We start from the raw sequence: 22606 nt of genomic DNA on the forward strand, positions 1-22606 counted from the left end.
CCGACAATCTGTTCTTCGGTGAAACGTGATTTGCGCATCGTCTGTTCTCCTTGTTGCTTCGAACATTAAGAGAACAAACTCTCCTTTTGAATGGCCCAGTTTCTTGGGGGCAGGTCACCGCTTCTGGCGCGCGACGACATCGCCGACATCATGGTGAACGGCGCGAAGAACGTCTATATCGAGGTCAACGGCAAGGTCGAACAGACCAACATCCGCTTCCGCGACAACCAGCAGCTTCTCAACATCTGCCAGCGCATCGTCAGCCAGGTGGGCCGGCGTGTCGACGAATCGAGCCCCATCTGCGACGCCCGCCTTCCCGACGGCTCGCGCGTCAACGTGATCGCCCCGCCGCTCGCCATCGACGGAGCGTCGCTGACCATCCGCAAGTTCAAGAAGGACAAGCTGACGCTCGACCAGCTCGTGCGCTATGGCTCCATATCGCCGGAAGGCGCAGAGGTGCTGAAGATCATCGGCCGCGTGCGCTGCAACGTCGTCATCTCCGGCGGCACGGGCTCGGGCAAGACGACGCTGCTCAACTGCCTGACCCACTATATCGACCGCGACGAGCGCATCATCACCTGCGAGGATTCGGCCGAGCTGCAACTGCAGCAGCCGCATGTCGTGCGGCTGGAAACGCGCCCGCCCAACCTCGAAGGCGAGGGCGAGGTGACGATGCGCGACCTGGTGAAGAACTGCCTGCGCATGCGGCCCGAACGCATCATCGTCGGCGAGGTGCGCGGCCCGGAGGTGTTCGATCTTCTGCAGGCCATGAACACCGGCCACGACGGTTCCATGGGCACCATCCACGCCAACAGCCCGCGCGAGTGCCTGAACCGCATAGAGTCCATGGTCGCCATGGGCGGCTTCTCCCTGCCGCAGAGGACGGTGCGCGAGATCATCGTCGGCTCCGTGGACGTCATCGTGCAGGCGGCGCGCCTGCGCGACGGCTCTCGCCGCATCACCCACATCACCGAGGTGGTGGGCATGGAAGGCGATGTCATCATCACGCAGGATCTGGTGCGCTACGATATTCAGGGGGAGGATGCGTCCGGGCGCATCGTGGGGCGTCACGTGGCCACCGGCATCGCTCGGCCCGCCTTCTGGGAGCGCGCCCGCTACTATGGCGAGGAGGCGCGCCTGGCCGCTGCCCTCGAGGCCATGGAAAAGGCGACGAGCTGATGTTCGGGCTGGACGCCACCATGCTGGCCTTCATGCTGCTGGCGGGTGGCAGCGCTGCCGCGCTCGCCTATGCTTTCATGTTCAACACCATCGCCAACGAGAAGAAGGCGGGTCGCCGGCTGGAGTCGGTGAAGAAGGCGGAAACCGACCGCAGCGCCGCCAAGGCATCGCGCGACCGCCTGGCAGAAGCCGCCAAGCGGCGCAAGTCGGTGCAGGAGTCGCTGAAGGAGCTGGAAGAGAAGCAGAAGGACCGCGACCGCTACACCACGCGCCCGCCGCTGAAGCTGCGCCTGCGCCAGGCCGGGCTGGAAATGAGCGTTAAGCGCTTCTACCTGCTCTCAGGGCTGAGCGGCGTTGTGCTCACGCTTGGGGCCTTTCTGCTGGGGGCGCCGCTGCTGGCTCTGCCGGGTGCTCTCCTGGCGGGTGTCTTCGGCCTGCCCCGGTGGATCGTCGCCTATCTGCGCAAGCGCCGCGTCAAGGCCTTTCTCAACGAGTTTCCCAACGCGCTCGATGTCATCGTGCGCGCCGTCAAGTCGGGCCTGCCGCTCAACGACGCGGTGCGCATGATCGCGGCGGAGGCCCAGGAGCCGGTGCGCACCGAGTTCCGCCGCATCGTGGAATCGCAGCAGCTCGGCCTGCCCATGGCCGAAGCGGCCATGCGCATGAGCGAAACCATGCCCTGCCCGGAGGCGAGTTTCTTCGGCATCGTCATCCAGATCCAGTCCCAGGCGGGCGGCAACCTTTCGGAGGCGCTGGGCAATCTGTCGCGCGTGCTGCGCAACCGCAGAAAGATGAAGGCAAAGGTGCAGGCGCTGTCCATGGAGGCGAAAGCCTCCGCCGTGATCATCGGCGCGCTGCCCATCATCGTCGCCTTCCTCGTCTATCTGACGAGCCCCAGCTACATCATGCCGCTGTTCACCACCAGCGTCGGCAATCTCATCCTGGGTGTCTCGGCCCTCTGGATGAGCATCGGCATCTTCGTGATGCGCCAGATGATGAATTTCGAGGTATAGGGCGATGGCGGACACACTCGTCGGCACGCTGACCGACCCGGGCTTCGTCCTGGCGCTGCTGGTCTCCATCGCCGTCTTCGCCACGGTCTTCACGCTCCTGCCGGTGACGGGCGGCGACAATCTGCGCGCGCGCATGAAGTCGGTGGCGCTGGAGCGCGAGGAATTGCGCGCCCGCCAGCGCGCCCGGCTGGCGGCGGAAGCAGAGGCGAGACGCCGCGGCAGCCTGCGCCAGAACGATTCCTCTCCCATGCGCAGCATCGTCGAGCGGCTCGACCTGCGCCGCGCGCTTGCCGACGAGGCGACGCTCGCCAAGCTCCGGGCAGCCGGCTATCGCGGCCAGGGACCGCTGACGAAGTTCCTGTTCTTCCGCCTCGTGCTGCCGTTCGCCGGCATGGCGCTTGCCGGTTTCTACATCTTCGTGCTGGGTGCCCTTGCCGGCCAGCCGCTGTTCATCCGGGCCTTCGTGTGCATCCTGGCCGGCTATGCCGGCTTCTATGCGCCGGTGCTCTACGTTTCCAACAAGGCCACCAAGCGCAGGCAGTCCATCCAGATGGCCTGGCCCGACGCGCTCGACCTTCTCCTGATCTGCGTTGAGTCCGGCATGTCGGTGGAAGCCGCCTTCCACCGGGTTTCCCAGGAGATCGGCGGCCAGTCGGTGGCGCTGGCAGAGGAGTTCGTGCTCACCAATGCCGAGCTGTCCTTCCTGCAGGAGCGCAAGCAGGCCTATGAGAATCTGGCCGCGCGAACGGGGCTCGAATCGGTGAAAAGCGTCGCCCAGGCGCTCATCCAGGCCGAACGCTACGGCACGCCCGTGGCCCAGGCCCTGCGCGTGCTGGCGGAGGAAAGCCGCGAGGCGCGCATGACCGCGGCGGAGAAGAAAGCCGCCGCCCTGCCGCCGAAGCTGACGGTGCCGATGATCCTGTTCTTCCTGCCGGTCCTGTTCGCCATCATTCTCGGCCCCGCCGGCATCCAGCTCTCCCAGAACGGGCTCGTCAACTAGCCATGCTCGCTGTCGGGGCGGGGCCCGTCAGGGGGTCGAACGAGCCCCGCGCCCTCGCCTCACGCCCCGGACAGGCAGTCGGAAAGCGCGTCCGCCATGTTGCCGACAAGCGTGAAGTAGAGCTCCGGCCCGTCCTCGATGCCGGCGCCAAGCGGATCGAGCACGCCGGCGCGGGCATCGGTGCCTTCCGTCACCACCTGGACGACCTTCGGCTCGAACTGGGGCTCGCTGAACACGCAGACCGCCCCCAGCTCGACGATCTTGTCGCGGATCTCGCCAAGCCGGCGCGCGCCGGGCTGGGTGTCCGGGTTGACGGTGATGGAACCGGCGGCTGGAATATCGAAGCGGCGCTCGAAATAGTGATAGGCATCGTGGAAGACCACAAAGGGCTTGCCGCTGACGGCCGCCAGCTTCTTCTTCGTCTCGGCGATCAGCGCGTCGAAACGGCGGTCGAGCGCGGCGGCGTTCTGCGCATAGGCCACGGCGTTCTGCGGGTCTGCCTCGGCCAGCGCCTCGGCGATCCGGGCCGTCATGCGCCGCGCATTTTCAGGATCGAGCCACAGATGCATGTCGGCCTCGCCATGGGCGTGATCCTCGTGCCCGTCGTGAGGGGCGCCCTCATGCCCGGTCTCGTGCTCGTGCTCATGGTCATGGTCGTGGTGATCGTGCCCCTCATCCACGCCAGCGTGATGCTCTTCCTCTCCATGGGCGTGTGCCTCGAAGGCGCCGCCCTCGCGCGGGGCGAGCAGGGTGAGGCCGGGCGTTTGCGCAAGCTCCACCACCGTGGCGTCGCCGGCCAGCGATTGCAGCGGCTTCTCGAGGAAGACCTCCAGGCCGGGGCCCACCCAGAAGACGAGCCTTGCCTCCTCCAGCATGCGCGCCTCGGAAGGGCGCATCGAATAGACATGCGGCGAATCGGCGCCCTTCACCAGAAGCTGCGGCTCGCCCACCCCCTGCATCACCGCCGCCACCAGGGAATGGATGGGCTTGATCGAGGCGACGACCCCCTCCTTCGCCGTGGCCGGGGCAGCAAGGGAGATCACGGCCAGCGCCGAGGCGGAAAGGAACAAGCGGAGTTTCTTCATCATGCGGTCTGCCCTCACGGTTCGGTCAACGGAATGCGTCTGAATGTTATGACATTACATGTCGATTGCGTAACGCTATAACGTGTGCCATATGCAATGGCAAGAAGGTGCGAGAGACGATGTTGCAGGCGACGGAAAGAAGCGGCGAGACGCTGGTCGAGATGAGGAATGCCGGTGTGCGCCGCGCCGGGCGCTGGCTGGTGCGCGGGGTGGACCTTGCCGTGCGGCGCGGCGAGATCGTCACGCTCATCGGCCCCAACGGCTCCGGCAAGAGCACCACGGTGAAGACGGCCATCGGCGTGATCGCACCCGACGAGGGCGAGGTGCGGCGGGCACCCGGGCTGAAGGTCGGCTATGTGCCGCAGAAGGTGACGGTGGACTGGACGCTGCCGCTCAGCGTGGAACGGCTGATGCGGCTCACCGGCCCGCTGCCCCGCGCGGAAGTCGCGGCGGCGCTGGAGGCGGTGGGCATTCCGCATCTGGCCGCGGCGGAGGTGCAGACACTTTCGGGCGGCGAGTTCCAGCGCGCCCTGCTTGCCCGCGCCCTGGTGCGAAAGCCGGATCTTCTGGTGCTCGACGAGCCGGTGCAGGGGGTGGACTTTTCCGGCGAGATCGCGCTCTACCAGCTCATCCGCGACATCCGCGAGCGCACGGGCTGCGGCATCCTCCTGATCTCGCACGACCTGCATGTCGTCATGGCCGAGACCGACACGGTGATCTGCCTCAACGGCCATGTTTGCTGCCGCGGCACGCCGGAAAGCGTGCTCAGGAGCCCCGAATATGCGCAGCTCTTCGGCGCGCGGGCGGGCGAGACCCTGGCCATCTACAACCACCATCACGACCACACGCACCTGGCGGACGGGCGGGTGCGGCTGGCCGACGGCACGATCGCCGAGCGCTGCGGGCACGATCACGACCACGCGGGAGAACGCCACGATGCTCGATGATTTCTTCACCCGCGCCATGGTCGCCGGCATCGGCCTGGCGCTGACGGCCGGACCGCTCGGCTGCTTCGTGGTGTGGCGGCGCATGGCCTATTTCGGCGACACCATGGCCCATTCGGCGCTGCTCGGCGTCGCCCTTGCCTTCCTGTTCCAGATCAACCTGATGGCCGGTGTCTTCATCGTCGCCACGCTGGCCTCCCTGGCGCTTCTGTTCCTGCAGAGCCGTGGCTCGCTGTCGACGGATGCGCTGCTCGGAATCCTCTCCCACTCCACATTGGCGCTGGGGCTGGTTATGGTCGCCTTCATGAGCTGGATCAGAATCGACCTCATGGGCTTTCTCTTCGGCGACATCCTTGCCGTGTCGCGCCTCGACATCGCCATGATCTATGGCGGCGGGGCGCTGGTGCTCGCGGTGCTTGCCTGGCTGTGGCGGCCATTGCTGGCGGCCACCGTCAATACCGAGATTGCCGAGGCGGAGGGCCTGCGCCCCGAGCGCGCACGCTTTGTCTTCATGCTTCTGATGGCGGCCGTCATCGCCATCGCGATGAAGATCGTCGGAATCCTCCTCATCACCTCGCTGCTCATCATTCCGGCGGCGGCTGGCCGCCGCTTCGCCGCCACGCCGGAGGGCATGGCCGTGGCCGCCGCGCTGGCCGGCGTGCTGGCGGTGGCAGGCGGACTTTCCGCCTCGCTCAATTTCGACACGCCGTCGGGCCCCTCCATCGTGGTTGTGGCCCTCATCCTGTTTCTCCTGAGCCTCCTGCGCCTTCCCGCACGGCAGGCCGGCCGCGAGGCGGGCAGGACGCCATGACCGCCCATCCCGAACTCACCCGGAACCAGACCCTGGTTCTCAAGGCGCTCGACAGGGCCGAGGGGCCCTTGAGCGCCTATGGCATCCTCGACCGGCTGCGCGACGACGGCTTCCGCGCACCGCTGCAGGTCTATCGCGCGCTGGAGAAGCTCCAGCAGTTCGGCCTCGTCCACCGGCTGGAGAGCATCAACGCCTTCGTCGCCTGCTGCCAGCCGCATGGCCACCGGCACGAAACCATCGCCTTCGCCATCTGCAGCCATTGCGGCCGCGTCGACGAGTTTTCCGATGCGGCGGTCGAGGAGCGGCTCAACGAATGGGTGCGCGCGCACCGCTTCAAGCCGGCCAAGACGACCATCGAGATCAGCGGCGAGTGCGCCGACTGCACGGCCAGGGGCGCCGGCTGAGGCGCGGTGATTGCGCAGCCGCGCAGCAGGGCGTAGCTTTGACAGCCGATGGACACGCCGAGCGACACCGCCACCTCCCCTGCCTCCTTCCGCCCGCCGGCGCCGAGCCCGCGGCAGAAGCCACCCTCGACGCTTGCCATGATGCGCATCGTCTACCGCAATCCGCTGGAACTGTGGGGCGAGCCCTCCTACAACGAACCCTGGATCTCGATCACCGGCGGCATCGGCGGCCCGCTTCTCATCGCCAACGATCCGGGCCTCATCCGGCATGTGCTGGTGGACAATGCGAAGAACTACAAGATGGCACGGGTGCGCCAGAAGATCCTGCGCCCCATCCTGCGCGACGGGTTGCTGACGGCCGAGGGCGAGGTGTGGCGCCGCTCCCGCAAAGCCATGGCGCCGGTCTTCACGCCGCGCCACATTGCCGGCTTCGCCGGGCCGATGCTGCGCCAGGCCAAAGCCTTCGCCGCGCGCTACGAAGACAGGATCGGCGGCGTGACCGACGTGTCGCGCGACATGACGATGCTGACCTTCGACATCCTCGCCGAGACGCTGTTCTCGGGCGAGATCGCCGGCGATCCGGACAGCTTCGCCCATCAGGTGGACCGCCTGTTCGAGACCATGGGCCGCGTCGACCCGCTCGACCTTCTGGGCGCGCCCGACTGGCTGCCGCGCATCACCCGAATCCTGGGCCGCAACTCGCTCGCCTTCTTCCGCGACATCGTCGCGCGCACCATGGAGATGCGCAAGGAGAAGCTGGCACGGGAGGCCGCAGCGCCGGAGGACTTCCTCACCCTGCTTCTCAGGGCCGAGGGGGCGGAGGGACTTTCCCGCCAGGAGATCGAAGACAACATCATCACCTTCATCGGCGCCGGCCACGAGACGACGGCCCGGGCGCTCGGCTGGACCTTCTATTGCCTTGCCAACCTGCCGCAGGAGCGCGCGGAGATCGAGGCGGAGATCGACGCCGTGCTGGCCGGCGAGCCCGACCCGGTGAAATGGCTCGATCTCATGCCGCGCGCCCGCGCCGCCTTCGAGGAGGCGATGCGGCTCTATCCGCCTGCCCCCTCCATCAACCGCGAGGCGATGGCGGACGATTCCTTCGCGGATCTCGAAATTCCGCGCGGCACCCAGGTGCTGGTGATGCCCTGGACGGTGCACCGCCACCGCAAGCTGTGGGACGACCCGGAGGCCTACCGCCCTTCCCGCTTCCACCCGGAAAACCGCGAGAAGATCGGCCGCTTCCAGTACCTGCCCTTTGGCGCCGGTCCGCGCGTGTGCATCGGCGCCAGCTTCGCCATGCAGGAGGCGATGATCGCCATGGCCGTTCTCATGTCGCGCTATCGCTTCGAGCTTCTGCCCGAGACCAGGCCCTGGCCGGTTCAGAAACTGACCACCCAGCCACAGGGCGGGCTGCCCATGCGGGTGGAACGGCGCTGAAGACGGCTCGCGCGTCGAGCGGCGCGCACAGAGGCGCCGCGGCGCCTCTGCCGCATTGCGGGCCCGTCCGTTCTCACGCCTCGACCGGCACCGGCGGGGCGGGCACGTTTGTGGTCTTCTCCGGCGCCTTGCAGATGTCGGCGATCACGCAGGCGGCGCAATCGGGCTTGCGTGCCTTGCACACATAGCGCCCGTGCAGGATGAGCCAATGATGGGCGTGGCGCAGGAACTGCGGCGGGATGACGGCGAGGAGCGCCTTTTCCACCGCCTCCGGCGTCCTGCCGGGGGCAAGCCCCGTGCGGTTGGCGATGCGGAAGATGTGGGTGTCGACCGCCATGGTGGGCTGTCCGAAGGCCATGTTCAGCACCACATTGGCCGTCTTGCGCCCCACGCCGGGCAGCTTCGTCAGCGCCTCGCGGTCGCCCGGAACCTGGCCGCCATGATCGCGGATGAGCGCCTCGCAAAGGGCGATCACGTTCTTCGCCTTGTTGCGCCACAGCCCGATGGTGCGGATATATTGCCCGAGCTTCTCCTCCCCAAGCGCCAGCATCTTCTGTGGCGTGTCCGCGACCTTGAAGAGCGGGCGCGTGGCCCTGTTCACCCCGGCATCCGTGGCCTGTGCGGACAACACCACCGCGACCAGCAGCGTGAAGGGGTTGACGTGTTCGAGCTCTCCCTTCGGCTGCGGCCGCTGGAGGCGGAAACGGCGAAAGATCTCGCCGATTTCCTCCGGGCTGTAGGCGGTCAGGGGTGCGTCCGCTACGGACTTGCGGGCTGCGGCATTTTCGGTCTTGGGCTTTTGCATGCCTTCTCTATAATTCGGGCGATGCAGGAAAAAAATGCCGCCGACCAGCCTTTCTTCAAGGCGCTCCTCGTTCCCCACCGTTCAATGGGGCAGCGGGGCTTTGCCATCCTCATGGCGGCGCTGCTGCTCGTCTGGCTCACCTTCGGCGCCATGTTCCTCAGCATCGGGGCGTGGCCCGTCTTCGGCTTCTTCGGCCTCGACGTGGTGGCCATCTACATCGCCTTCCGCATCAACTACCGCGCGGCGCGGGCCCGCGAGGAAGTGTCGCTGTCGCGGCTCAGCCTCGACATCCGCAAGGTGCCGCCGTCCGGCCGTGCCGAGGAATACAGCTTCAACCCTTTCTGGACTCGCTTTCGCGTCGACCGGCACACCGAGATCGGCATCACCGGCATGATGGTGGAGATGCGCGAGAGGCGCGTCAGCCTCGGCAGCTTCCTCAGCCCCGAGGAGCGGGAAAGCTTTGCCCGGGCCTTCGGTCAGGCGCTTGCCACGGCCAAGGGACGGTGAACGCAAGAATCGGGTGGAGCGGAAGACGCCTTCGCCGCATACAGGCGTTCAAGGAGACAATGCCATGAACGCAGAACCCGCCATCCTTCAACGTGACATCACACCCACCGGATGCGATTACGACATCGTGCGCCGCGTGATCGAGAAGATCAGCCTCGACTACCGCGAGCAGCCCTCGCTGGAGACGCTGGCGGAGGAGGTGGGCGAAACGCCCACCGGGCTGCAGAAGCTGTTCACCCGGTGGGCCGGGCTGTCGCCCAAGACCTTCCTGCAGGCGGTAACGCTCGACCATGCCCGCAGGCTGCTCGATTCCGGCATGCCGCTTCTCGAAACGGCGCTGGAGCTCGGCATGTCCGGCCCTGGCCGGCTGCACGATCTCTTCGTCACCCACGAGGCGATCTCGCCCGGCGAATACAAGGCGCGCGGCGCGGGGCTGACCATCCGCTACGGCTATCACCTCTCTCCCTTCGGCATTGCGCTGGTCATGGTGACGGAGCGGGGACTGGCGGGCCTGGCCTTTGCAGATCCGGGCGAGGAGCAGGCAGCCTTTGCCGACATGCGCTCGCGCTGGCCGAACGCCCTCTATGTGGAGGATGTCTCCGCCACCCAGCCCTATGCGGCGCGCATCTTCGAGCCGGCGCGCTGGCGCGCCGAGGAGCCGCTGCGCATCGTCCTCATCGGCACCGACTTCCAGGTGCGCGTGTGGGAGGCGCTGCTGAAGATCCCCATGGGGCGGGCGCGCGCCTATTGCGACATCGCCGCAGCGATCGGCCGGCCGGAGGCGGCCCGCGCCGTGGGTGCCGCCATCGGCGCCAACCCGCTTTCCTTCGTGGTGCCCTGCCACCGCGCCCTCGGCAAGTCCGGCGCGCTGACGGGTTATCACTGGGGGCTGACGCGCAAGCGCGCCATTCTCGGCTGGGAGGCAGGCCAGCTTCAGGCCCGCGCCCGAGCGGCGATTGACCTTTGAGCCAAAGCGGGTAGCTTCCAGCGCGCAGTCGCCGGAGGCCAGACCCGCATGATCACCATTCTCGGTTCCATCAATCTCGATCTCATCGCGCGCGTGGAGAGGCTGCCGCAACCGGGCGAGACCGTGCCGGGGGACGCCTTCTCCACGGCGCCGGGCGGCAAGGGAGCCAACCAGGCGCTGGCGGCCGCGCGGGCCGGCGGCTGCGTGCGCATGGTGGGCGCGGTGGGCCGCGACGCCTTCGCGCAAGAGGCGCTCGCGCTGCTGCGCGAAGGCGGGGTGAACCTCTCCGCGGTGAAGACCTGCGACACGGCCACCGGCACGGCGATGATTCTGGTCGATGGCAAGGGCGAGAACGTGATCGCCGTCATCCCCGGCGCCAACGGGCAGGTGACGCCGCAGGACGCCGCGCAGGCCGCCTTCAGGGCCGGCGAGTTCGTTCTTCTGCAGCACGAGGTGCCGCTTGCCGCGGTGAAGACCGCGCTTGAGGCGGCGCGTGCGGCGGGGGCCATCTCGCTGCTCAACACGGCGCCCTTTCACCGCGAGGCAGCGACGTTTCTGTCGCTTGCCGACTATGTGATCGCCAACGAGACGGAGTTCGACCGTTATGCCGAAGCGCTGGCGCTCGGCGGGACCGATCGCGAGGCGCGCATGCGCGCCTTTGCCCAGGCAACGGGCCGCACCATCGTCGTGACGCTGGGCGCACGGGGGGTCGTGGCCGCCACGCAGGAACGCTTTCTGCGTGTGCCCTCGCTGGCCATCACCCCGGTTGACACGGTGGGCGCCGGCGACACGTTCTGCGGCTATCTGGCAGCCGGACTTGCCGAGGGGCGGACCCTCGAAGAGGCTTGCGCCATGGCGGCCGCGGCGGGCGCACTTGCCTGCCTGAAGCCCGGTGCCCAGCCGGCCATCCCCGAGCGCGCCGCGGTGGATGCCGCGCTGGCAAAGGCCGCTCCCTGACACCTGCCCGCCTTTCGGCAGGCAGCCCGGGCTCCCGCCTGCCGCAGGCTCACACCTGCCTTCGAGAACCGACCCGAAGGGGGTGGCGGTGCGGGCGGGGAGGAAGATCCTAGACCGGTTCATCTATTTGTTTTTGCCGCATTTGTGCGACGCCAGATGATTCCATCTGGCAGCAAAATGCGCTATGGGCGCCGAATCTGTCCCCGCGCGGTTCCGCCGGTGTTGCGCCAGCCGCGAGGAAGGCGGGTCAGAGCCGGCCCAGCCGCGCGGTCAGCAATGCAAAGAAGCCGTCATCGTCGATGTCGCGCATGACGAGGGCGTTCTTCGGCCGCTCGGTGACGCCCCACCAGTCGACAACCGTCATGCCCATGGTCAGCTCCGAGGCCGTCTCGACGCTCACATTGCAGCGCCGCCCGCCAAAAAGGCCGGGCTCGATGAGATAGGCGATCACGCACGGGTCGTGCAGGGGGCCGCCGTCGGATCCGTATTTCTGCTCGTCGAAACGCTCGAAGAACTCCAGCATCTGCGCCGTGGCAACGGCCACCGGCGTGCCCAGCTTGCGGATGGCGGCCACGCGGACCGCCGTCGTCAGCGCCTTGTGCGTGACGTCGAGCGGCATCACCACGATGGGAATGCCCGAGCGGAAGACGACATCGGCGGCGTGCGGATCGACATAGATGTTGAACTCGGCGGCGGGCGTGACGTTGCCGCCCTCGAAGAAGCCGCCGCCCATCATGACGATCTCCCTGACGCGCGGCGCAATTTCCGGCTCGCGCAGCAGGGCGAGCGCGATGTTGGTGAGCGGACCCAGCGTACACAGGGTGATTTCGCCCGGGGCATGGGCCATCAGCGTCTCGACCAGGAAATCCACCGCGTGACGCCCGTCCAGAGCCATGCGCGGCTCCGGCAGCTCCGGCCCGTCGAGCCCGGTCTTGCCGTGCACATGCTCGGCGGTGACCAGATCGCGCACCAGCGGCCGCTTCGCGCCGGCAAATACCCGAACATCCGGCCGGCAGGCCAGCTCGCATACCTTGCGCGCATTCTTCTCCGTCAGCGCCAGCGGCACATTGCCGGCCACTGCCGTGATGCCCAGCACCTCAAGCTCCGGGCTTGCCAGCGCCAGAAGAATGGCCACCGCATCGTCCTGGCCGGGATCGGTGTCGATGATGATCTTTCGCGCCTGTGCCACGGAGCCTCCGCTGCTTCTTGATTCTTCCATTACGATCAACCATATCAGGGGCATCGGCAAAAACGCCATTCGGGTTTTTGCTTGTCCACGTCGCTCTTTGAGGACAGGAACAGATGACGCGCATGACGCCCTTTTCGAGCCCGCTTCTCCTGGGGTTCGACAGCATGGAAAAGACGCTCGAGCGGATCGCCAAGTCGAGCGACAGCTATCCACCCTACAACATCGAGCGTATTCGCAATGCTGAGGGGCGCAGCGAGCGTCTGCGCATCACGCTGGCCGTGGCCGGCTTTGCAGAGCAGGACCTCGAAGTGACCACCGAGGAAAACCAGCTCGTGGTGCGCGGCCGCCAGAACGACGAGGCGGAGCGCGAGTATCTGCATCGCGGCATTGCTGCCAGGCAGTTCCAGCGCGTTTTCGTGCTGGCCGACGGCATGCGGGTGCTGGGTGCCGAGCTCAAGAACGGGCTTCTGTCCATCGACCTGGACAGGCCCGAGCCGGAGCGGCTGGTGCAGAAAATCAACATCACGGTGAAGGACTGAGGCCTTGAGGAATGGCCGGCTTTCACCGGAATAAAGGCTCTTGGGCGTGGTCGGCCGCAGGGCGGCCCGCCGGATAGGAGGCTGACATGACTGCAAACGACAACAAGATCACCATTACCCCGCAGCAGCTGGCCCATATCGGACAGGGTGCCGTTGCCTATATGCGCGAGATGGACGCCGCCGAGCTGAAGGCGAAGTTTCCCGGCGTGCCCGAGATGGCGCCTGGCCTGAGGCTTTGGGCGCTGTTTGCCGCCAATGGCCAGCCCATCCTGCTGGCCGAGGGGCGCGACGCGGCGCTGGCCGGGGCCTTCCAGAACGACCTTCAGACGGTCAGCCTGCACTGAAGGCGCAGAGCCGGCAGCGCCCGGCGTTTCCCGGACAGCGGGAGGAACGCCGCATCAGCGCGCCAGGTCGGCCACCAGCGCATCGAGCACCACCATGCCGGCCGGCGTGGCGCGCAGGCGGGTTTCGCCAACCGGGGCGACCAGCCCCTCCTCCCTCAGGATCCGCACCCTTTCGGGCGCCAGCGGGCGCCCGGAAAGGCGCGCATAACGCTCAAGATCGATCCCCTCGACCAGCCGCAGGCCCATGAGCAGAAACTCGTCGGCCTCCTCGGCGCGCGTCAGCGTCTCGCCGCCGACGATGCCACTGCCGCTCTCCTCCACCATCTCCAGCCACCGCTCGGGCAGCCGCTCGGTGAAGGTGACGACGCGCCGGCCATCCTCCACGAAACGGCCATGGGCGCCGGGGCCGACACCGACATATTCGCCGTAGCGCCAGTAGATGAGGTTGTGGCGGCTTTCCGCGCCCGGTACGGCGTGGTTTGAAATCTCGTAGGCCGGCAGGCCGTGCGCCGCCGTCACCTCCTGGGTGGCCTCGTAAAGGTCTGCGGCCTCCTCCGCATCGGGCACGGCGATCTTGCCGGCGCGATGGAGCGCGAAAAAGGGCGTGCCCTCCTCGATGGTGAGCTGATAGAGCGACAGATGATCGGCGGCGTGGGCGATGGCGGCCTCAAGCTCTGCCCGCCAGGCCGCAACCGTTTGCCCCGGGCGGGCATAGATCAGGTCGAAGGAGAGGCGCGGAAAGATCTCGCGCGCCAGGCGGATGGCAGCCAGCGCCTCCTCCACCGTATGCAGCCGGCCGAGAAAGCGCAGGTCCTTCTCATCGAGCGCCTGAACGCCGAGCGAGACACGGTTGACGCCGGCGGCCCGGTAGCCGCGGAAGCGCTCCGCCTCCACCGAGGAGGGGTTGGCCTCCAGCGTGATCTCGACATCGGAGGGGACGGTCCATTCCGCCGCCACCGCCTCCAGCACCGCGCCCACGGTGGCCGGGTCCATCAGCGACGGCGTGCCGCCGCCCAGAAAGATGCTGGAGACGGTGCGCGGGCCGGTGCGCGCGCGCATGGCGGCCATCTCCCGCCGGAAGGCGGCGGCGAAACGCGACTGGTCCACACCGCCATGGCGCACATGGCTGTTGAAGTCGCAATAGGGGCACTTGGCCGCGCAGAAAGGCCAGTGCACATAGACCCCGAAGCCCGGATCGCCGCTCATGCTGCCACCAGGCGCGCCTCTGCGAAGCTCTTGAAGGCGCGCGCCCTGTGGGAGAGCGCATGGGCATCGCCCGGCTTCCAGCCGTGCTTCTGCTGCGCCGTCATCTCGCCGAAGGTCGTCTCGAAACCGTCCGGCTGGAACACCGGGTCATAACCGAAGCCGAGCGTACCGCGTGGTGGCCAGACGAGCTGGCCTTCCACCTCTCCCCGATAGTATTCCGCCGCGCCGTCTGGGAAGCACAGGCACAGCACGGCAACGAAGCGGGCGCGGCGCGCCGACGCGCCGAAGGCACCCTTCTCGCGCAGGAGCCGCTCCACCTTCTCCATGGCGACGCGGAAATCGCGGCGCCCGTCGGGCAGTGTCGCCCAGTCGGCGGTGTAGACGCCGGGGGCGCCGGCAAGCGCATCGGCACACATGCCCGAATCGTCGGCAAGCGCCGGCAGGCCGGTGGCGCACGCCGCCGCATGGGCCTTGATATAGGCGTTCTCCTCGAAGGTGGTGCCGGTTTCTTCCGGCTCGGGCAGGCCAAGCTCGGCGGCCGAGCGCACGCGATAGCCGAACGGCGCCAGAAGATCGGCGAACTCCCTGAGCTTTCCCGCGTTGTGACTGGCAAGGACGAACTGCCTGTTTTCGATCTCTCTCACGAAAACCCCCAGATGCGCGGTTCGGCGAACTCCATCGAGTTGCCGAAGGGATCACGGAAATAGATGGACCGGCCGCCCTGCGGCCACTCGAAGTCCGCCTCGATGGCAACGCCTGCCGCTTCCAGGTGCTGCTTCCAGGCGGCGATCTCATCGGCGCCTGCGGCAAAGCACAAATGGCCGGCGCCGCGCGCCCCGTGCGGGGGAACGGGCAGAGCGGCATCCGGCGGCGGGGGCGCCTGCGTGGCATCGGGATCGAACAAAAGAAGCACCGCGCGCCCGCAGCGGAAGAAGACGTGACGGCCCTCTACCCGGGCGATGCGCTCAAGGCCCAGCACCCCGCCATAGAAACGCTCCGCCTCGGCGAGATCGTCCACATAGAGCGCGGCTTCGAGGATGGCCGCAGGCTGCATGGCCGGCTCCCTCAGGCGACCGCCATCTTCTGCAGCTCGACCAGCCGGGAGATGCCCCGGCGGGCGAGCGCCAGAAGGGCGTTGAACTGTTCCTCGGAGAAGGGCGCGCCCTCCGCCGTTCCCTGGATCTCGACGATGCCGCCGCTGCCCGTCATGACGAAATTGGCATCGGTCTCGGCGGCCGAATCCTCGGCATAGTCGAGATCGAGCACCGGGGTGCCCTCGTAGATGCCGCAGGAGATGGCGGCCACGTGATCCTTCAGCACCCGCTCGATGGCGATCATGTGGCGCGCCTGCATCCAGGCCAGGCAGTCGTGGAGCGCCACGAAGCCGCCGGTAATCGCCGCCGTACGCGTGCCGCCATCGGCCTGCAGAACGTCGCAATCCACGGTGATCTGCACCTCGCCCAGCGCCTTGAGGTCGATCACGGCGCGCAGGCTGCGGCCGATCAGGCGCTGGATCTCCAAGGTGCGTCCGCCCTGCCGGCCGGAAGACGCCTCGCGGCGCATGCGCTCGCCCGTGGCGCGCGGCAGCATGCCATATTCGGCGGTCACCCAGCCCTTGCCGGAATTGCGCAGCCATGTCGGCACCTTTTCCTCCAGGCTGGCCGTGCACAGCACCTGGGTATCGCCGAAGCGCACGAGACAGGAGCCCTCGGCATGTTTCGAGATGCCGCGCTCGAAGCTGACGGCGCGCATTTCGTCCGGTTGCCGTTTCGATGGTCGCATGGGGTTGCTTCTCCGGCTTCTGGCTGCTGCAAATCGTGCGCGCTTGTAGCTTTTGAGACGGCGCGAGGCAAAGGAAAACCGCCATGGCGGCATCCCGAAGGCCGTTGTGTTCCGCCGCCGCACCCTTATATTTCCGGCAGGAGGCACACGACGCATGACCAAGCCTATCGTGGACCAGACATTGCAGGTGCTCGACCAGCGCTCGCGCGACATCTTTCGTCTCATCGTCGAATCCTACCTGCGCGACGGCGAACCGCTCGGCTCGCGCAACCTGTCGCGCCTTCTGCCCACCCAGCTTTCGCCGGCCACGGTGCGCAACGTGATGAGCGACCTGGAGAGCCTCGGCCTCATCTATTCGCCGCATGTCTCCGCCGGCCGGCTGCCCACGCAGCAGGGGCTGCGCTTCTTCGTGGACGCCTTCATGGAGATCGGCGACCTTTCGGAAGATGAGCGCCAGGTGATCGAGGCGCAGGTGAAGGCGGCGGGGCGAAGCCAGTCGCTGGAGCACCTGCTGACCGAGGCGAGCCAGATGCTTTCCGGCCTGTCGCGCGGGGCGGGCCTTGTGGTGGCGGCCAAGACCGAGGCGCCCCTGAAGCACATCGAGTTCATCCAGCTCGAACCGCAGAAGGCGCTTGCCGTGCTCGTCTCGCAGAACGGCGACGTGGAAAACCGCGTCATCGACCTTCCGGCGGGCGTGACCGCCTCGCAGCTCATCGAGGCATCCAACTATCTCAACGCGCATATCCGCGGCCGCACACTGGCCGAGGCGCGCGCCGAGATGGAACGGCTGAAGGAGGAGACGCGCGCCGCGCTCGACACGCTCTCCCAGTCGCTGGTCGAACAGGGGCTGGCCGTCTGGGCCGGGCAGGACAGCGACGTGCCGGCGCGCCTCATCGTGCGTGGGCGCGCCAACCTGCTCGAAAATGTGCGGGCGCAGGCCGACATCGAGATGCTGCGCCACCTGTTCCAGGATCTGGAGACCAAGGAGGCGCTCATCCAGCTTCTGGCGCTGGCCGAGGAAGGGCCGGGCGTGCGTATCTTCATCGGCTCGGAGAACAAGCTGTTCTCGCTGTCCGGCTCCTCGCTGGTGGTGGCGCCCTATCACGACCAGGAGTCGCGCATCATCGGCGCGCTGGGCATCATCGGCCCGACACGGCTCAACTATGCCCGCATCGTGCCGATGGTGGACTATACGGCGCAGCTCATCGGGCGGCTGCTGCGCTGAGGCGCGGGAGAGGCCGACAAGACCGGCCCGCGGCGGGCAAAAGCCGCCCACCCCTTGATTTTGCTCTCTCGAACCTCGATATCCGGCCCGACTTACGAAACCAAGACGGACAGGCAATGAGCACGCAACCCAAGGACGAGAACACACCGGAAAACGTCGAGCCCATGGCGCAGGCAGCGGAGGCCGGGACGGCCGCGCCGGCTGGCGAAAACGGGGAAAACGAAGCCGGCGTGACCGAGGCGGACGTTCTCCAGCGCCTGAACGAGGAGAACGAAATGCTCAAGGAGCGTGCACTCCGGCTCGCCGCCGAGATGGAGAACCTGCGCAAGCGCACCCAGCGCGACGTGGCCGAGGCGCGCAGCTTCGGCATCGCCAACTTCGCCCGCGACATGCTGACCGTGTCCGACAACCTGCAGCGGGCGCTGGAGGCCGTGCCGGCCGAAGCGCGCGAGAAGGCCGAGCCGGGCCTGAAGGCGCTCATCGAGGGCGTGGAGATGACGGAACGCGCCATGCTGTCGGCGCTGGAGCGCCACGGCGTCAAGCGCCTCGACCCCAAGGGCGAGAAGTTCGACCCCCACTACCACCAGGCCATGTTCGAGGTGGAGAATGCCGAGGTGCCGGCCAACACCGTCGTCCAGGTGGTGCAGACGGGCTATGTGATCGGCGAGCGCGTGCTGCGCCCGGCCATGGTGGGTGTGGCCAAGGGCGGATCGAAGGCAGAGGCCGCCCCCTCCAGGGCGCCGGAAGGGGAAAGGACCCCGCAGGAAGACAGCACGGCCGAAGCCGGCCCGCGGGATGCGGCCTCCTGAGCCGGTCGGCGCGCGAAATCAGCCGATGAGCCCGGCCTGACGGGCCTTGTCCTCGAGGCTGGTCTGAAGGCGCGGGCCGATCTGGCGGATCACCTGGGCGGCGGCCAGCGAGCCGAGCCTGGCGCAGTCGCCGAGGCTGCGCCCATGGGTGTAGCCGTAAAGAAAGCCGGCGGCATAGAGATCGCCGGCGCCGGTGGTGTCCACCACCTCGTCAACCGGCTCGGCCGCCACCGCCACCTGCTCCCCGCCGCGCATGGCGATGGAACCGTGCTCGGAGCGCGTGACGACGGCCAGCCGGCAATCGCCGCGGAGCGCGGCGATTGCCGTCTCCAGCGAAGCGGTCTGATAGAGCGACATGGCCTCGTGCTCGTTGGCGAAGACGATGTTGACCGTGCCCGAGCGCATCAGCTCCAGGAACTCGTCGCGATAGCGGTCGACGCAGAAGGGATCGGACAGTGACATGGCCACCTCGCGGCCCGCCGCATGGGCAATCTCCGCCGTCCTGCGGATCGCCTCCTTGGCGCGCGGCGGGTCCCACAGATAGCCCTCGAAGTAGGTGACCTTCGCACCGCGCGCCTTGTCCTCCTCCACATCCTCGGGCCCAAGCTCCAGGCAGGCACCGAGATAGGTGTTCATGGAGCGCTCGCCATCCGGGGTGACGAAGATCATCGATCGGGCAGTGGGCGGATGGCCGGAAAGCGGCCGCGTGTCGAACGCCACGCCCTGGGCGCGGATGTCATGGGTGTAGATCTCGCCGAGCTGGTCGCTCGACACCTTGCCGAAGAAGGCCGCCCGGCCGCCCAGCCCCGCCACGCCAGCCGCCGTGTTGCCGGCGCTGCCGCCCGAGGTCTCGATCGCCGGCCCCATACGCTCATAGAGCAGGGCCGAGCGGTCCACGTCGATCAGGTTCATCGCGCCCTTGATGATGCCATTGTCGACCAGGAAGCGCTCGTCGCACCGGGCAATGATGTCCACGATGGCATTGCCGATGCACAAAACGTCGAATTCGCTCATGAAGATCTCCGAAAGGGCGTGGTCCAGGCGGGTTTACCGCCTCGGGACGGATTTGCAAGACCGCCCGCCCTGCCGCCCGCTTGCGGGAGGGGCCGCGGCTGCCTATCTGGCGGGATGACCCTGACGCAGCGATGAAGGCCGTTTCATGATTCTCGACGCCGCGCGCGCCGCCGCAAGCCAACTCTTCACCCCGCCCTTCCGCCGCGCCTTCTTCAAATCGCTGGGGTTGACGCTTCTCCTGCTCGCCGCCCTCTGGCTGGCGCTGCGGCAGCTGTTCGAGACCTTCGCCATGCCGTGGCTGGATGCGCTGCTGCCGGGCCTTCCCTCCTGGGCGGGGTGGCTGGGCGCGCTGGCGGCGGTGGCGGCCGGCCTCGGCCTGGCGCTGGCGCTGGCGCTTCTGATCGCGCCGATTGCGGCGATCGTCGCCGGCGTCTTCCTCGACGACGTGGCCGAGGCGGTGGAACGGGAGAGCTACCCCGCCGACCCGCCCGGACAGGCGGTGCCGCTGCTGCCGGGAATCTGGCTTTCCCTGAAATTCTTCGGCGTGGTGGTTCTGGCCAATCTGGTGGCGCTGGCGCTGCTTCTGGTGCCGGGGGTGAACCTTGCCATCTTCTTCATCGTCAACGCCTATCTGCTGGGTCGCGAGTTCTTCGAGTTTGCCGCCATGCGCTTTCGCAGCGAGCCAGAGGCCAAGGAGCTTCGCCGGCGCCACGCCGGCACGGTGTTCCTGGCGGGGTTCGTGATCGCCGCCTTCCTGGCGGTGCCGTTGCTCAACCTCCTCACCCCGCTGTTTGCCGCGGCGATGATGGTGCATCTGCACAAGATGATCTCCGCCCGGGAAGAGACCGCGCCGGCGCGCGCTAGCGCGGGCTGAAGACGTTCTCCACATGCACCGGCCAGCGCCGGGGCAGAACGGCGACGAGATCGTAGCGCACGCTGAGACGGGCGTGATCGGGCCGCCGCGCGAGCCACAGGGAGGCGGCTGCGTCGATGCGCCGCTGGGCGTCGTGGCCCACGGCCTCCATCGCCTCGCGCAGCGTGGGGCGCACCTTCACCTCGACAATGGCGACGAGATCGCCGCGCCGCGCGATGAGGTCCACCTCGCCGAGCGGCGTGCGGAAACGGCGTGCCAGAATGCGATAGCCCTTGAGCGTGAGGGCGAGAGCGGCCAGCCACTCGCCGCGATGGCCCCGGCGATAGGCGCGCCGGCGCCCGGCCCGCCCGTCAGCGGCCATCGCCACCCTCCTTGAGGTCGAGAAGCCGGCGGTAGAGATCGGACTTCCTGCCGCCTGTCATGCGGGCGGCCTCGCCGGCGGCTCTGGCGGCAGGCATCTCCGCGGCAAGCGCCAGAAGCAGCCTGTCCACCGCGCCCTCATCCTCGGCGACCGCCGCGCCCGGCGGCGCGACGCAGACCACCACCTCGCCCTTCGGCGCCCCGGCCGCGGCATAGTGGGCGGCGAGCGCGTCGAGGGGGGCGGCGCGCACCTCCTCGAATGCCTTGGTAAGCTCACGGGCGACCACCGCATCGCGCGCGCCCAGCACCTCGGCCATCGCCTGCAGGCTGGCGGCAAGACGGCGCGGCGACTCGAAGAAGACGAGCGTGGCCGGCACGCCGGCCAGCGCCTGAAGCCGGCTGCGGCGCGCGCCCGCCCGGGCCGGCAGGAAGCCGGCGAAAAGGAAGGAGTCCGTGGCAAGCCCGGAGGCCGTCAACGCCGCCAGAACCGCCGACGGGCCGGGCACCGGCACGACGCGCACGCCCGCCTGGCGCGCAGCGCGCACGAGGCGGAAACCCGGATCGGAGACCAGCGGCGTGCCGGCATCGCTTGCCAGCGCCACGCTGTTGCCGGCCTGAAGGGCCGCCACCAGGCGCGGGGCTGCCTCGGTCTCGTTGTGCTCGTGATAGGCCACCATGCGCCGACGGATGCCGTAGCGCTCCAGAAGCACGCGCGTGACGCGGGTGTCCTCGCACGCCAGAACATCGGCGCCAGCCAGCACCTGAAGCGCCCGGATCGTGATGTCGGACAGGTTGCCGATGGGGGTGGCGACGAGATAGAGCGCCGGCTCGAGCCGCGGGGCGGGAACCTGCGCCCCGCCGATGATGAAATGCGCCGCGCCTTCCATGCCCTTCAAAGCATCCCCCGGCCCCTGCGCCCCGCGCCGGCGGCGCGCGGCGTTTTCCTCATCCTGCCCGCAGCGCGCTTTCCGCGGCCTCAGGCCGCGTTCGACGCCGGCGCCTCGGCCAGGAAGGTGTGAATGGCGGCGGCATCCTTGGTGCCGCGGATCTTCGCCGTGGTCTCGGGGTCGCGCAGCACGCGGGCGATGCGCGACAGCGCCTTGAGGTGATCCGCCCCCGCCCCCTCCGGCGCCAGAAGCAGGAACACCAGGTCGACCGGCAAATCGTCCAGCGCGTCGAAATCCACCGGCGTTTCCAGCCGCGCGAAGACGCCCGTGATCTGCTTGATGCCCGGCAGCTTGCCGTGCGGGATGGCAATGCCGTTGCCAACACCCGTCGAGCCCAGCCGCTCGCGCTGCAGGATGGTGTCGAAGATCTCGCGCTCGGCAAGGCCGGTCTTCTTTGCCGCCTTCTCGGCCAGAAGCTGCAAGACCTGCTTCTTTGAGTTCGCCTTCAGGGCGGGTATGACCGCCGAAACCTCGATCAGATCGCTGAGATCCATCTTTCGCTTCCTCTGCTTCGGCCGCGCTGCGGCAGGCAGGCCCGCGCCCGGGACTAGTTGTCCGAGATCGCCGAGGGGTCGATCCAGCCGATATTGCCGTCCGCCCGGCGGTAGACGATGTTGACCTCGTTGCTGCCGGCATTGCGGAAGACGAAGACGGGGCTGTCCTTCATGTCGAGCTCCATGACCGCGGAGGCAACGCTCATGGACCTGAGCGGCAGGCGCGACTCCGCCACCACGGTGGGGGCGTAGTCCTCGGGCACCTCGTCCTCTTCGTCGCCCACCGCCGCCACGATGCGATATGCCATGTCGGCCAGCCCGTTGCCGCTCTGGGCGGTGCTGTGGGACTTGAGCTTGCGCTTGTAGCGGCGCAGCCGCTTCTCGATGCGCTCGGCGGCGGCATCGAAGGCAAGCTGCGGATCCTGCGCCTGGCCCGTGGCCTGCAGCACCGCTCCGGTGTCGAGGTGGATGGTGCAGTCGGCCGAGAAGCGCGAACCCGACTTCTCCATCGTCACGCGGCCGGAGAAGCCGCCATCGAAATATTTGTCGACGGCTTCGCCGATGCGTCCCTCGATGCGGGTGCGGAAAGCGTCGCCGATGTCCATATGTTTGCCGGAAATGCGAAGGCTCATGAGAGAAATGACCTTTCCTGGTCGGGATTCCAACGCTTGAGAGTTTATACCTCTGGCCCGCGCATACAAGGTTTGCGGC

Annotated in this window: 26 protein-coding genes and 1 pseudogene; 15 read left to right on the forward strand and 12 right to left on the reverse strand. The window is 67.8% G+C overall.

From position 1 onward, the window contains the following. Positions 1 to 105 precede the first annotated feature (105 nt). From NYR58_RS11770 to NYR58_RS11780, 3 genes and pseudogenes are all read left to right on the forward strand, one after another. Positions 106 to 1179: pseudogene (locus tag NYR58_RS11770) on the forward strand (CpaF family protein); the annotation flags it as partial. Beyond that, a complete protein-coding gene (locus tag NYR58_RS11775) occupies positions 1179 to 2192 on the forward strand; it encodes a type II secretion system F family protein (protein WP_261520975.1) in 1014 nt (337 codons plus the stop codon). The pseudogene NYR58_RS11770 and the gene NYR58_RS11775, both read left to right, overlap by 1 nt. Positions 2193 to 2196: 4 nt before the next feature. Next, positions 2197 to 3192: a type II secretion system F family protein gene (locus tag NYR58_RS11780; protein ID WP_261520976.1), complete on the forward strand. Its 996-nt coding sequence runs from the start codon at positions 2197 to 2199 to the stop codon at positions 3190 to 3192. Between the two features lie 59 nt (positions 3193 to 3251). Here the strand turns inward: NYR58_RS11780 and znuA are convergent, their stop codons facing one another. After that, positions 3252 to 4277: a zinc ABC transporter substrate-binding protein ZnuA gene (gene znuA, locus NYR58_RS11785; RefSeq protein ID WP_261521182.1), complete on the reverse strand. Its 1026-nt coding sequence runs from the start codon at positions 4275 to 4277 to the stop codon at positions 3252 to 3254. Positions 4278 to 4396: 119 nt separating this feature from the next. Between znuA and NYR58_RS11790 the strand changes: the two genes are divergently transcribed. Genes NYR58_RS11790 through NYR58_RS11805 form a run of 4 tightly spaced genes read left to right on the forward strand, consistent with a single transcriptional unit; the run spans position 4397 to position 7876 of the window. Then, positions 4397 to 5224, forward strand: coding sequence for an ATP-binding cassette domain-containing protein (locus NYR58_RS11790; RefSeq protein ID WP_261520977.1), 828 nt, complete (start codon positions 4397 to 4399; stop codon positions 5222 to 5224). Then, positions 5214 to 6032, forward strand: coding sequence for a zinc ABC transporter permease subunit ZnuB (znuB, locus tag NYR58_RS11795; protein WP_261520978.1), 819 nt, complete (start codon positions 5214 to 5216; stop codon positions 6030 to 6032). The genes NYR58_RS11790 and znuB overlap by 11 nt, the downstream gene beginning before the upstream one ends. Next, complete coding sequence (locus tag NYR58_RS11800) at positions 6029 to 6436, forward strand: Fur family transcriptional regulator (protein WP_261520981.1); 408 nt, start codon at positions 6029 to 6031, stop codon at positions 6434 to 6436. The genes znuB and NYR58_RS11800 overlap by 4 nt, the downstream gene beginning before the upstream one ends. 48 nt (positions 6437 to 6484) lie before the next feature. Continuing rightward, the gene (locus NYR58_RS11805; protein WP_261520982.1) at positions 6485 to 7876 is read left to right on the forward strand and encodes a cytochrome P450; all 1392 of its coding nucleotides are present in this window, start codon (positions 6485 to 6487) and stop codon (positions 7874 to 7876) included. 73 nt (positions 7877 to 7949) lie between these two features. Here the strand turns inward: NYR58_RS11805 and nth are convergent, their stop codons facing one another. Then, a complete protein-coding gene (gene nth, locus NYR58_RS11810) occupies positions 7950 to 8681 on the reverse strand; it encodes an endonuclease III (protein WP_261520983.1) in 732 nt (243 codons plus the stop codon). Between the two features lie 21 nt (positions 8682 to 8702). Between nth and NYR58_RS11815 the strand changes: the two genes are divergently transcribed. From NYR58_RS11815 to NYR58_RS11825, 3 genes are all read left to right on the forward strand, one after another. Beyond that, positions 8703 to 9188 (forward strand): DUF2244 domain-containing protein, encoded by a 486-nt coding sequence (locus tag NYR58_RS11815; RefSeq protein ID WP_261520984.1) that lies wholly within the window; start codon positions 8703 to 8705, stop codon positions 9186 to 9188. Between the two features lie 64 nt (positions 9189 to 9252). Further along, entirely contained in the window at positions 9253 to 10155 is a 903-nt protein-coding gene (locus NYR58_RS11820) for a methylated-DNA--[protein]-cysteine S-methyltransferase (protein WP_261520985.1), read from the forward strand. A gap of 48 nt (positions 10156 to 10203) precedes the next feature. Beyond that, positions 10204 to 11112 (forward strand): ribokinase, encoded by a 909-nt coding sequence (locus NYR58_RS11825; RefSeq protein WP_261520986.1) that lies wholly within the window; start codon positions 10204 to 10206, stop codon positions 11110 to 11112. A gap of 247 nt (positions 11113 to 11359) precedes the next feature. Here the strand turns inward: NYR58_RS11825 and NYR58_RS11830 are convergent, their stop codons facing one another. Further along, positions 11360 to 12301, reverse strand: a complete 942-nt coding sequence (locus tag NYR58_RS11830; RefSeq protein WP_261520987.1) for a nucleoside hydrolase — start codon at positions 12299 to 12301, stop codon at positions 11360 to 11362. 113 nt (positions 12302 to 12414) lie between these two features. Here NYR58_RS11830 and NYR58_RS11835 point away from each other — a divergent pair, with 113 nt between their 5' ends. Further along, positions 12415 to 12840, forward strand: a complete 426-nt coding sequence (locus NYR58_RS11835) for an Hsp20 family protein (RefSeq protein WP_261520988.1) — start codon at positions 12415 to 12417, stop codon at positions 12838 to 12840. 86 nt (positions 12841 to 12926) lie between these two features. Continuing rightward, complete coding sequence (locus NYR58_RS11840; RefSeq protein ID WP_261520989.1) at positions 12927 to 13184, forward strand: BQ00720 family protein; 258 nt, start codon at positions 12927 to 12929, stop codon at positions 13182 to 13184. Between the two features lie 54 nt (positions 13185 to 13238). On the opposite strand, the gene hemW is transcribed toward NYR58_RS11840, so the two are convergent. Genes hemW through rph form a run of 4 tightly spaced genes read right to left on the reverse strand, consistent with a single transcriptional unit; the run spans position 13239 to position 16172 of the window. Then, positions 13239 to 14390 carry a radical SAM family heme chaperone HemW gene (gene hemW, locus NYR58_RS11845; protein ID WP_261520990.1) on the reverse strand — a complete coding sequence of 384 codons (1152 nt, stop codon included), beginning with the start codon at positions 14388 to 14390 and terminating at the stop codon, positions 13239 to 13241. Next, positions 14387 to 15034 carry a non-canonical purine NTP pyrophosphatase gene (locus NYR58_RS11850; RefSeq protein ID WP_261520991.1) on the reverse strand — a complete coding sequence of 216 codons (648 nt, stop codon included), beginning with the start codon at positions 15032 to 15034 and terminating at the stop codon, positions 14387 to 14389. The genes hemW and NYR58_RS11850 overlap by 4 nt, the downstream gene beginning before the upstream one ends. Further along, positions 15031 to 15444: a VOC family protein gene (locus NYR58_RS11855; RefSeq protein ID WP_261520992.1), complete on the reverse strand. Its 414-nt coding sequence runs from the start codon at positions 15442 to 15444 to the stop codon at positions 15031 to 15033. The genes NYR58_RS11850 and NYR58_RS11855 overlap by 4 nt, the downstream gene beginning before the upstream one ends. Before the next feature lie 11 nt (positions 15445 to 15455). Next, on the reverse strand, positions 15456 to 16172 hold the full coding sequence (gene rph, locus NYR58_RS11860; RefSeq protein ID WP_261520993.1) for a ribonuclease PH: 717 nt from the start codon (positions 16170 to 16172) through the stop codon (positions 15456 to 15458). A gap of 154 nt (positions 16173 to 16326) precedes the next feature. On the opposite strand from rph, the gene hrcA reads away from it, so the two are divergent. Both hrcA and grpE read left to right on the forward strand, forming a co-directional pair. Next, entirely contained in the window at positions 16327 to 17397 is a 1071-nt protein-coding gene (gene hrcA, locus NYR58_RS11865) for a heat-inducible transcriptional repressor HrcA (RefSeq protein WP_261520995.1), read from the forward strand. Between the two features lie 116 nt (positions 17398 to 17513). Then, on the forward strand, positions 17514 to 18206 hold the full coding sequence (grpE, locus tag NYR58_RS11870; RefSeq protein WP_261520996.1) for a nucleotide exchange factor GrpE: 693 nt from the start codon (positions 17514 to 17516) through the stop codon (positions 18204 to 18206). Between the two features lie 18 nt (positions 18207 to 18224). Here the strand turns inward: grpE and NYR58_RS11875 are convergent, their stop codons facing one another. Next, positions 18225 to 19220 carry an adenosine kinase gene (locus NYR58_RS11875; protein WP_261520998.1) on the reverse strand — a complete coding sequence of 332 codons (996 nt, stop codon included), beginning with the start codon at positions 19218 to 19220 and terminating at the stop codon, positions 18225 to 18227. 145 nt (positions 19221 to 19365) lie between these two features. On the opposite strand from NYR58_RS11875, the gene NYR58_RS11880 reads away from it, so the two are divergent. Continuing rightward, a complete protein-coding gene (locus NYR58_RS11880; protein WP_261521000.1) occupies positions 19366 to 20094 on the forward strand; it encodes a sulfate transporter family protein in 729 nt (242 codons plus the stop codon). Here the strand turns inward: NYR58_RS11880 and NYR58_RS11885 are convergent. From NYR58_RS11885 to hpf, 4 genes are all read right to left on the reverse strand, one after another. Continuing rightward, entirely contained in the window at positions 20081 to 20455 is a 375-nt protein-coding gene (locus tag NYR58_RS11885; RefSeq protein WP_261521002.1) for a YraN family protein, read from the reverse strand. The two genes, NYR58_RS11880 and NYR58_RS11885, sit on opposite strands and share 14 nt — an antisense overlap. Continuing rightward, on the reverse strand, positions 20445 to 21341 hold the full coding sequence (gene rsmI, locus NYR58_RS11890) for a 16S rRNA (cytidine(1402)-2'-O)-methyltransferase (protein ID WP_261521004.1): 897 nt from the start codon (positions 21339 to 21341) through the stop codon (positions 20445 to 20447). The genes NYR58_RS11885 and rsmI overlap by 11 nt, the downstream gene beginning before the upstream one ends. An 89-nt stretch (positions 21342 to 21430) precedes the next feature. After that, a complete protein-coding gene (ptsN, locus tag NYR58_RS11895) occupies positions 21431 to 21895 on the reverse strand; it encodes a PTS IIA-like nitrogen regulatory protein PtsN (protein WP_261521007.1) in 465 nt (154 codons plus the stop codon). A gap of 53 nt (positions 21896 to 21948) precedes the next feature. Further along, positions 21949 to 22527 (reverse strand): ribosome hibernation-promoting factor, HPF/YfiA family, encoded by a 579-nt coding sequence (gene hpf, locus NYR58_RS11900; protein WP_261521012.1) that lies wholly within the window; start codon positions 22525 to 22527, stop codon positions 21949 to 21951. Between the last annotated feature and the right edge of the window lie 79 nt (positions 22528 to 22606).

The organism is Chelativorans intermedius, from assembly GCF_025398255.1.
GTDB lineage: Bacteria > Pseudomonadota > Alphaproteobacteria > Rhizobiales > Rhizobiaceae > Chelativorans > Chelativorans intermedius.